This is a genomic window from Bdellovibrionales bacterium (genome assembly GCA_019750295.1).
In the GTDB taxonomy this organism is placed as follows: Bacteria; Bdellovibrionota; Bdellovibrionia; order Bdellovibrionales; family JAGQZY01; genus JAIEOS01.
Map to the genome: position 1 here is coordinate 1 of JAIEOS010000046.1, position 8,526 is coordinate 8,526.

Genomic DNA, 8,526 nt, shown 5'->3' on the forward strand with positions numbered 1-8,526 from the left:
TTTCAAGTGTTTATGATTGTTGGGATTTTTAATTTTTCTGCGACTGCGGTATTCAAAAATTGGTCGGGGAGACAGGATTCGAACCTGCGACTTTCTGCTCCCAAAGCAGATGCCCTACCAAGCTGCGCTACTCACCGAACGTGTTGTTAGAAGCAATGTATTGCATATGAGAGAATTTTGGAAGGAATATTTTAGAAATTAAAAATGTAGCTGGTGACTGGATGTTGCACATGCAATCACCAATTTGCACCTCTGTTCATGGTAGTTGGTCGCACGGGTCGCAGAAAACGGCTTGTGCGACCAATTTCTTGTTTGATGCTTAAGTGGTTAGATACTGTTCAAAATATAGTTTATATTAATATGTATAACTATACCTATAGTATAGTTATACATATTAATATAAACTAAGACCTTGTTTTAGTTTAAAATGTAGAGTATAGCTATACTATAGGTATAGTTATGAAAAATAAATTAAACCAACTTCTTTCTTATTGGCCAGATGGCGAAATACGAACCTCTCAACAGCTTCAAAGGTTGGGATACGGTTCAGAACACCTACAGAAGTACAAAAAAAGTAAATGGATCGATTCTGTTGGGAAAGGGGCGTACAAAAAATATGGTGATTCTGTCGATTGGACAAGTGCCCTGTCGTGTTTGCAAAAAGATAATCCAAAAGGTTCTCTATATGTTGGCGGCAAGTCCGCTTTAGAGTTGCTTGGAAAAGCCCAGTACCTTCTGTTCGATAAGAAAGAAATACTGGTCATTTGCGACAAAGGGTTTTGGATGCCATCATGGGTAAATGCCTGTCCTGGGGATATAAAAATCCACCATAAACAAAAATGTCTTTTTGATTTTTCCAATCGTAAAAACGATGGGGCAGGGTTAACGGAAAGAGTGATTGAAAAGAATAAAATAATCTTGTCTGCGGCTGAAAGGGCCTATCTAGAGTATTTAGATGAAGTACCTCAAAAATATTCATATACAGAAGCTATTGAGTTGCTAGAAAACCTAGCCACATTAAGACCTGACTTGGTTCAAGAGTTGCTGGAAAAATGTAAGTCAGTGAAAGTGAAGAGGCTCTTTTTATACCTCGCGGATAAAATAAATCATATCTGGTTCAAAAAAATTCAACCTGAAAAGATTAACTTGGGTGAAGGAAAAAGGTTGATCTTTAGAGGCGGAGTTTTGGACAAAAAATATAACATTACGGTTCCAAAGGAAGATTCGGATGAAGACGCAATTTGATGAACAAGTAAAACTACTAATTGATACGCTTCCAGAAGTTGCAAAGGAGGAATGTTTTGCGCTCAAGGGAGGAACGGCGATAAATTTATTTTTGAGAGATTTTCCGCGGATGAGCGTGGATATTGATATTACGTTCATTCAAAATAACCCGAGAAATGAAGCCTTGCAGGTGATGGAAGACGCTCTTTACAGAATTAAAACTAATATAGAAAAGGGCACGGGAGCGAGGGTTACTCCCAGCTCAAGAGACGGATTAAACCACGATATAAAATTATTTGTGAACAAGGGAGATATACAAATAAAAATCGAAGCGAATCCTGTTATCAGAGGAACGTTATTTCCCGTAGAAAAAAGAACATTATCGCCGAAAGTTGAAAAAGAATATGAGGCTAGCATTGAAATGCAAGTTGTATCCGTCCCTGATTTATATGGCGGCAAGATCGCTGCGGCCTTGGATAGACAGCATCCAAGGGATTTGTTCGACATCAAAATTCTTTCAGAGAATGAAGGCATAACTGAAGCTATAAAAGATAGTTTCATTGTGTACTTGTTGAGTCATAAACGGCCGCCTACTGAAATCATATTTCCTGTAAAGAAAGACGTTAGCAAACTTTTTAATTCTGAATTTATCGGGATGACTAAGGTAAAATTTGATTATTCTGATTTTGAGAAAACAAGAGACTGGCTTAATAAACAAATACAACGGATGCTTACAAATAACGATAAAGAATTTTTGCTGAAATTTTTCGATGGAAATCCTGACTGGGAACTTTTTAAGTATCCCGAAGCAAAAGTATTGCCCGCCGTGCAGTGGAAGCTTCAGAATCTTTTGAAAATGGATAAGTCAAAGCGGGTTAGATATGCGACTGAATTAAAAGAGAAATTTGGCTTATAAAAAAATAGTTTATAAGTAATTGTTGCGAAGAAGAACTGCCGACGTTTTTGGTCTGCAATTCTTCTATCATTTTTTGAATTTAATTTTCTTTTTCCTCGATAAAATTTGAATCTTTGAGATACTTTGCAAGTTTCATGGTGTTCATGTAATCGAGTGTTAGGTGCATTTCATAAAGGCCGCTGTAGGTTTCATAGACAGAGGCATTTTGAGCATGAATAGCACTTGAATTGCCGGAGTAACGATAGCCGTAGTTTTGACCTATTTCGCCACCGATAATGGACGCTATGGCTTGCAATTTTAAGGCGTTGGCTTCTTCAGCATCCTTTCTTTCTAGTTTTTCGCGTTTATGATCGAAAAAGTCGGCGTGATATGCCGGTATTAAACGGCGCCGGATGTTTTTAAAAATTTTCTCCACAGGCTTATCAAAGGAACATCCTATCGAGTGCGAGCGCTTGGCATTTAAGCCGCTTACGGTGGTTTTATTGTTCCGGCCAAAGCGGAAAATTAGCTCCATGCCGTTGGAGTTTTTGAGCCGGTTTTCTTGAGCTGTATAGCCGATAAAAAGCGGTTCAAGTTTTTTGACAAGTTGAAAGATATTTTCTTCAGTCATGATTTATCTCCCGTTTAATAAATGGTTGAGTAAAATAGTCGGGCGTCTTTTAAAAACGCCCGACCAGGGAAAGGGCTTATTTAAGAGTGCGCCGGAAGGTAAAAGGCCCGCTTTCCTTTAATGCGGTCTGATCCGTACTTGTCGCGAATCTCATCCATCGAGATCCCGTCCTTTTTGAAATGGCGAGTTTTTGCATACTGGGGGCGGAAATAGACCATTTTTTTAGGCGGAGAGAATTTAAAACCTGCCTCTTTAAAAATGGGCCAGTGCTCTTTTGTATTTCCAGACACCCAAACCCATGAGCCGCAAATTTCAATTTTAACATCTTCTAGATGAATGACTTTATTTAGAGCGGCGTTGATCTCGTCGCCGTAGTCGTAACCGCTCTCATTTTTGTATTCTATCGGATAGGTCGCCACTTTAAGGGATTCGCGCGCCTCGTTGACAAGTTTCATCATTTCGGCGCCCGCAGGGTTGCGGTCAGGATGAAATTTAAAACACGCCTTATGATAGGCCGTTTTAACAACCTCCTCGGTGACGGGCGACTCTGTTACGCCTAAGACTTTTAAAGCATCGTATGTATTCATGGCATTTACTCCTTTTTGGTTAAATTTTGCGCGCACCACTGCACACAAAAAAAATTTTCCCCCCGCCGCCGCCCCTTTTGGGCGGGGGGAAAATTTGGAGTTTTAAAGCCGAGCGCAGTTGCGCGAACACCGGGCGGCAAGAGCCGTGACAATCCCGTTAGGGTTGGCGGGGCTCTTGTGAGTTTAGGTGTGAGCACAGAGGCAACTGCGTTCGGCTTCGACATTATTGAATCCGCCATTAGTTTTATTTTACAGAAATCTCCTCGAAGCCCAAGGGTACCGAGGAGGATTTATGGAAAATAAAAACAATAGCAGAAAAATCATTGCCGAAATCGAGGTTCGCGTTGGCCTCAGAGTTTATAAAATGGAGATTAACAGCCAGTTTCGATGGGCATGGATTCTAGGAATTATTCTGATGAAATGGATTTACAATTTTTTTGAAAACCCAGGATAGGGTTTTCATAAATTAGACGAGTTTTGAAGAATTAAACGTGAGTGTATGAAACTAACGTAATTTATTTAATAACAATTTTTGTCTCCAGAACTTTAACGATAGTTAAAAGCAATTCTAGCGATGGTCGTCCTCTTTGCTGTTCAATAGCTTGTAGAGTGGTCGGCTCGACATTAATAATTTCAGAAAACTGTTCCTGAGTCATTCCCTTAGCCCTTCGTTGCTTTTTAATTTTTTCTGCAATGAGCACCAGATCGGTTTTGACGGCTTCTCTGTATTTTTTAGGAACTTTATCCAGTCGTTTGTTTTTACTTTTATTCATCCTTCCATTAGACAATTATTAAATTTCATTAAACACTGGGGGAAACTATTAGTAACATTTAAAATAATAGTATATAGATAGTTTAGATGCCACACGAGGTACGGCTTCTTAACTTTTCCTGAAGGCATAATTATATGGCAAAACGTGATTTTAAAGTTATTGGGAACTACTTACGCGAGAAGAGAGTAGGGTTGGGTATCGCTCAGATAGAAGTATCGAAAGCGCTAGGTTTTACATCGCCTCAGTACGTTTCTAATTGGGAAAGGGGGCTAGCCCCTCCTCCTTCAAAGAGCCTCAAAGCGATTGCTGAAATATTAGGCATAGATAAAAAAGAACTGATTAGAGTCCTAATGAAAATGGAAGAGGAATACTTACTGGCTAACATATGCGGGAAAAGAAAAAAGTCCTAAGTTGTCGCCTGCTTAACACGATGACAGAACTTCTGAGCTTAGCAAATACTTATTAAATTTACGGTGGTAATTATGAAAAAAACAAAATTTAAGAAAAAAGCGACTTTTCCAATTGGTCAACCATTGGCAAAAAAAACAGCAACGTCGCTGGAACAGATCGAAGAACGCCTGGTGAAAAGCATTTTAGCTAGCACATTAGCATTGCATATCCTAAGAAGTTCCAGAAAACCGACTTTTAAGTTGGTCAACGAGTTGTTAGAAATGGAGTTCCAGGTTGGTCAGTTCGTAGGTCGAGCGATGAAAATGCACAGTGAGAGTCTGAAATCTACAAATTTAAAAGGAGCGCTTGCTAACGCACTTTCATTTACCCCCCTGAATCAATCCAGTAGTCTACTTCCGTCTCGCTCAACAATCTCAGCCACGAAAAAACGAAAACGCACTTTCACTAAAACTAATAGGAAAAAATCCAAAAAGAATTAATGAAAACCTAATAGGTATTTAGGCTGTCTTAGTGACATACCGTTGGAAGCTTTTAAGCTGAGAAATGCAGAACACTTCATCACATATAAGCTGGTTTGTGAAAATCGTACTCGGAGCGATTTCGAACTGGCCTAGATTCAACATAGATCATCGTCGATTCAATGAATCGATGGCGGAGTTGTTGTTGAATCATCATCAAGCTACCGCCTCTGTTCAAGAGGTTTGTCGCTAGGGAATGGCGAAACAAGTGTGGGTAAACTCTACGCCCAATATTTGCGTATCCCGTTACAACCCTCAGAGTTTTTCTAACGTCGCCGGTTTTTAACTGATTTCCACGGACTAGCGTTGTGAAAAGGAACCCGTCATTCTCCCTCGGAAACTCGCGCAGGTACTCGATGAGAACCCTCGTACATTCGGGCGCTATATTTATGACTCCATCTTGTCGATTTTTACCATCCCTGACGGTGACTTGATTTCCACCTAGATCGACGTCACTCACAAGCAGATTACACAGTTCCTGATTTCTGAGTCCCGAATAGGCGAGCAGACACAAAATTGCTTTTTGCCTAATAGTTACCGTGGACTGTATGATCCGCGAAATCTCAGCCTCCGACAGTACATCTTTAATCAGACGTTTAGGTTTTTTAGGGCGAGCGAGTTTAACGACTGATCCCTTAAATCGGGTGTAGTGTTCAAGTCCTAATGACGTATTTACGATATGACTGTAGCTATATTTCTTTTCATACATCCATCCGACGTGTTCTTTGATGTTGGGATATTGGGGCACGAATTTTTTCATTCGGCGCAAAGAAATGCTGACCGTCCGGCAATAACCACTCGCTGTTACACTCGATAGTCCACGATCCACCATTAGGTAGCTCTCAAATTTTTTCAATTGTCGTTCAAGTTTTACTTTATGCATTTTTCCCTCCGTTTTTAGGATTGTCTTCAAATATCCAGAGCTTTTGCTGGGGTGTTAGGGTGTAGGCCTCGTGTTTTTTCTTCCTCTTGCGCTCTTTCAATCGAGTGACTTTGTAGGGGCGCTTCGCCGCGAGTTGAGGTGGAATGGGATCATCTTTCAAATTTTGCAGATGCCGTCGCGGTTGCCGGTTCCATTTCGTTTTACGCGAATCGAGTGTGTTGGAGTTTGATAAATGTGGGGCGGAGTTTTTATGGAAATCCGTGAGAACTTTCAGCACATGCGATAGATTGCTCATGCTAAGTTTGTTCAACATTTCCCATAAAAAAGTTTGGCCTTTGCCGTTCCATATGTCGAGGGCGATACGAACTAAAATTTGCTGTTCGAGTGTAAGTTCCCAGATGTTGGATAGAATGACATCAGGGGCCGCACGCAGGTTTTTTGAATTTATGGATTCAAAGAGGAAAGTCTTGAGTACGGGTTCTAAAGCGAACAAATGAAAAATAATCGTCTTCTTCTGTTGATGAAATTGCACAATAACCTCCAATAAGGATAATGCGGACAGGCTTTCGGCAATGCCAACATTGCTTTAAGAACTCTTTATCCGTCCTCTTGGTGGAGAGCTTTATGATGTGACGATTTCTCTGTGCAGAGTGATCAGTTACTCTGAGAACAATATTCCCTATCGCCTTCCTATTACGAAAGTTTTTTTGCCGCTGGCGCCGGCTTTCTTGTCCTTTTGGAGTCGCCGCATATCTTTTTTCAGTGACTCTGCGATTCTGTTTGCGTCCTTCGCGACTACATTCGGGGCTGCAATACTTATGGCCGCGCCAGCAGTGCTGACAGAAACAGAATTTCACAGAGCATACTGGACAAGTTTTTTCCACGCCGAGCATTTATGAACTCAATTTTTTTTGAGTGACCATGTCAGAGTTGGCATCGTTTTGGTCACCAATTCATCTCCGAACCTTCAAAAAGAAGCTGTTTTGATAGGGGGTAGGCGCTGTTTTGGTCATCCAAAACGACCAAAAATTCGTGGTCATACTTGAAATCATCGGGATTTTAGTCACTTTTTTCCAACCTCCATGCCTAAGTCTTCGAGATAACTACTGAATTTAGAGTGACAATCAGACGAAACGAGAATTTAATAGTAAAAACAATATTTTACGTCACTGTAGCCGAATCAACTCTACAAGTTTAGTTTAGCAAAAAGTAGTCGAGCTCCCAAACTCTTGCTTTATGCGCTTGTCAAAGGTCTAGCTACCAGGAATCTTATTTAGGATGACCGATTTGCACGGATTCTTTCAGAGAGGGCGTTAAATAATTTATTGAATAATTTAATGGGGTGAACTAAACCTCCTACCGGTAGGGTTGATGAAACGAAATTGGAAACAAGACTTAGATAGATTTCAAAACCTGGAGTACGTCAGGCTCCTTGGCGTCCCCATGTGCAGTTCTCGGCAGGGGCCGGTGGTGAACATGAAGCCACTTTTTCTGGAGCGCTTGGTGGCGCGGGCTTTTCTTGCTAGCCGCAATCCGATTCGCGGAAAGGAGTTACAGTTTTTGCGTAAAACGGCAGAGCTTTCCCTCGAAAAACTCGCGCGCAACCTCGGGCTGACGGCAAGTGGGGTCTATTATTGGGAGAAGGCAAGTGACGAGCGCTTGATGACGATCAATGAACTGGCTGTTCGGATTTTTTTTGCGGAAGCATTTGGTGTGGAAGTTTCGGCGCGATTTTCTGATCTCATCGGATTACAGGCGTCGGAGATTATCAGCTTGGAAATTAGCAGAACGAGAAAGTCTTATAAACCTCGTAAAAAGGACACTACTAAGCTGCCGGGTTTGAGCCCAAAAGCTCACATTCATAACAACTACGAAACTTCTACGAAGTTATAACGCCAATTGCGTGTCCCGCACACCTGCCCAGTGATCTAATGATTGCGAAGCATTATCCGTCCAATTTCTTAGATTTTGTTCTCAATGTTGCGATCAAAAGAGTGACTAAATAAAGGGGATGGGGGGTCAAATAGCTGAAAAATCAGATTATTTACAGAATGGTGCTGAACGGTCTTTGCTGCACAGCCATGCTTTGATCTTAGCATTTTCCCTTTTGATTTCAATATTTTGAGCTTTAATTTTCGTATTGTCGGCTTCAAGACGTAAACTTTTATCTTTGATCTCAGAATTTTCGGTTCTTAAGCTCGCAATTTCCACCTTGGCTTGAGCTGCCGAAGCATCGCATTTATTATTCAGTTCTTTGGTCGCTTGGATTAAGGGAGAAACTAGGACGGCATAATCAACGGCTAGATAACCGCTGGCATTTTCCACGACAGCCGTCGGAAAAACTTTCTGAACTTCCTGAGCAATTACACCCATTGAGTGCTTTCCAGGTACAAGCGCCAAATCGTTCCAATCAAACTCCACGCCAGTGATCTGAGTGATCTTATCCAGCGCGCTATCGATAGGTGTAATATTTTCTTTTAGTCGAATATCCGATGTACAATTTGTAGCACCAGCACCGTTACCAAGTGTGCAATCGGTTGATCCTTGAACACGCAAGTTTCCGACAACATGCAGTTTTTCAGAAGGACCTGTGGTTCCTATACC

General features: G+C 41.2%; 12 protein-coding genes and 1 tRNA gene. 6 read left to right on the plus strand and 7 right to left on the minus strand.

The genetic code is table 11. The features are described from left to right. Positions 1 to 60 precede the first annotated feature (60 nt). Positions 61 to 137: transfer RNA gene (locus tag K2Q26_09095), tRNA-Pro, on the minus strand. A 322-nt stretch (positions 138 to 459) separates the two neighbouring features. Between K2Q26_09095 and K2Q26_09100 the strand changes: the two genes are divergently transcribed. Together K2Q26_09100 and K2Q26_09105 are read left to right on the plus strand one after the other, a co-directional pair. Further along, positions 460 to 1,245 carry a type IV toxin-antitoxin system AbiEi family antitoxin gene (locus K2Q26_09100; protein ID MBY0315663.1) on the plus strand — a complete coding sequence of 262 codons (786 nt, stop codon included), beginning with the start codon at positions 460 to 462 and terminating at the stop codon, positions 1,243 to 1,245. Then, complete coding sequence (locus tag K2Q26_09105) at positions 1,229 to 2,140, plus strand: nucleotidyl transferase AbiEii/AbiGii toxin family protein (protein MBY0315664.1); 912 nt, start codon at positions 1,229 to 1,231, stop codon at positions 2,138 to 2,140. The genes K2Q26_09100 and K2Q26_09105 overlap by 17 nt, the downstream gene beginning before the upstream one ends. Positions 2,141 to 2,219: 79 nt before the next feature. Here K2Q26_09105 and K2Q26_09110 read toward each other — a convergent pair whose 3' ends face one another. Both K2Q26_09110 and K2Q26_09115 read right to left on the minus strand, forming a co-directional pair. Continuing rightward, complete coding sequence (locus K2Q26_09110; protein ID MBY0315665.1) at positions 2,220 to 2,750, minus strand: hypothetical protein; 531 nt, start codon at positions 2,748 to 2,750, stop codon at positions 2,220 to 2,222. An 80-nt stretch (positions 2,751 to 2,830) separates the two neighbouring features. Next, positions 2,831 to 3,337 carry a J domain-containing protein gene (locus K2Q26_09115; GenBank protein ID MBY0315666.1) on the minus strand — a complete coding sequence of 169 codons (507 nt, stop codon included), beginning with the start codon at positions 3,335 to 3,337 and terminating at the stop codon, positions 2,831 to 2,833. A 292-nt stretch (positions 3,338 to 3,629) separates the two neighbouring features. On the opposite strand from K2Q26_09115, the gene K2Q26_09120 reads away from it, so the two are divergent. Then, positions 3,630 to 3,791: a hypothetical protein gene (locus K2Q26_09120; GenBank protein MBY0315667.1), complete on the plus strand. Its 162-nt coding sequence runs from the start codon at positions 3,630 to 3,632 to the stop codon at positions 3,789 to 3,791. A 61-nt stretch (positions 3,792 to 3,852) separates the two neighbouring features. Here K2Q26_09120 and K2Q26_09125 read toward each other — a convergent pair whose 3' ends face one another. Then, on the minus strand, positions 3,853 to 4,110 hold the full coding sequence (locus K2Q26_09125; GenBank protein ID MBY0315668.1) for a helix-turn-helix domain-containing protein: 258 nt from the start codon (positions 4,108 to 4,110) through the stop codon (positions 3,853 to 3,855). A 134-nt stretch (positions 4,111 to 4,244) separates the two neighbouring features. Here K2Q26_09125 and K2Q26_09130 point away from each other — a divergent pair, with 134 nt between their 5' ends. Beyond that, positions 4,245 to 4,520 carry a helix-turn-helix domain-containing protein gene (locus tag K2Q26_09130; GenBank protein MBY0315669.1) on the plus strand — a complete coding sequence of 92 codons (276 nt, stop codon included), beginning with the start codon at positions 4,245 to 4,247 and terminating at the stop codon, positions 4,518 to 4,520. A 72-nt stretch (positions 4,521 to 4,592) separates the two neighbouring features. After that, positions 4,593 to 5,000 (plus strand): hypothetical protein, encoded by a 408-nt coding sequence (locus K2Q26_09135; GenBank protein MBY0315670.1) that lies wholly within the window; start codon positions 4,593 to 4,595, stop codon positions 4,998 to 5,000. 79 nt (positions 5,001 to 5,079) lie between these two features. Here K2Q26_09135 and K2Q26_09140 read toward each other — a convergent pair whose 3' ends face one another. Together K2Q26_09140 and K2Q26_09145 are read right to left on the minus strand one after the other, a co-directional pair. Then, complete coding sequence (locus K2Q26_09140; protein MBY0315671.1) at positions 5,080 to 5,922, minus strand: tyrosine-type recombinase/integrase; 843 nt, start codon at positions 5,920 to 5,922, stop codon at positions 5,080 to 5,082. Beyond that, positions 5,915 to 6,454 (minus strand): hypothetical protein, encoded by a 540-nt coding sequence (locus K2Q26_09145; GenBank protein MBY0315672.1) that lies wholly within the window; start codon positions 6,452 to 6,454, stop codon positions 5,915 to 5,917. Before K2Q26_09145 ends, K2Q26_09140 begins: the two co-directional genes overlap by 8 nt. Positions 6,455 to 7,398: 944 nt before the next feature. On the opposite strand from K2Q26_09145, the gene K2Q26_09150 reads away from it, so the two are divergent. Then, positions 7,399 to 7,815, plus strand: a complete 417-nt coding sequence (locus tag K2Q26_09150; protein MBY0315673.1) for a helix-turn-helix domain-containing protein — start codon at positions 7,399 to 7,401, stop codon at positions 7,813 to 7,815. A 147-nt stretch (positions 7,816 to 7,962) separates the two neighbouring features. Here the strand turns inward: K2Q26_09150 and K2Q26_09155 are convergent. Beyond that, positions 7,963 to 8,526 (minus strand): tail fiber domain-containing protein (locus K2Q26_09155; protein ID MBY0315674.1); only part of this gene is annotated, 564 nt, incomplete at its 5' end.